The following is a 263-nucleotide window of genomic DNA, read 5'->3' as shown; positions in this document are numbered from 1 at the left end:
GGCTATAAGGGGACCCTCTGCTAAGGGGTTAGACTGCGAAAGTGGTGCGAGGGTTCGAATCCCTCTCTCTCCGCCATAAATTTATTGAAACCAGAACTTATTTTGCAAGGCCCGTTGGTCAAGGGGTTAAGACACCTCCCTTTCACGGAGGTAACAGGGGTTCGAATCCCCTACGGGTCATAATATGGAGGCTTAGCTCAGCTGGGAGAGCATCTGCCTTACAAGCAGAGGGTCGGGGGTTCGATCCCCTCAGCCTCCACCAT

The 263-nt window shown here is 53.2% G+C and carries 2 tRNA genes; both read left to right on the top strand.

Annotation, left to right across the window (positions count from 1 at the left end):
- The first annotated feature begins 108 nt into the window (after positions 1–108).
- Positions 109–180: transfer RNA gene (locus ACL9RM_RS26740), tRNA-Glu, on the top strand.
- 6 nt (positions 181–186) lie between these two features.
- Positions 187–262, top strand: a tRNA-Val gene (locus ACL9RM_RS26735).
- The last annotated feature ends 1 nt before the right edge of the window (position 263 follow it).

The sequence above is a fragment of the Paenibacillus sp. S29 genome (assembly GCF_049319765.1).
Classification (GTDB): Bacteria; Bacillota; Bacilli; order Paenibacillales; family Paenibacillaceae; genus Paenibacillus; species Paenibacillus polymyxa_B.
The sequence above is the reverse complement of the archived record's forward strand: the minus strand, read 5'-3'. Positions and strand labels throughout refer to the sequence as shown.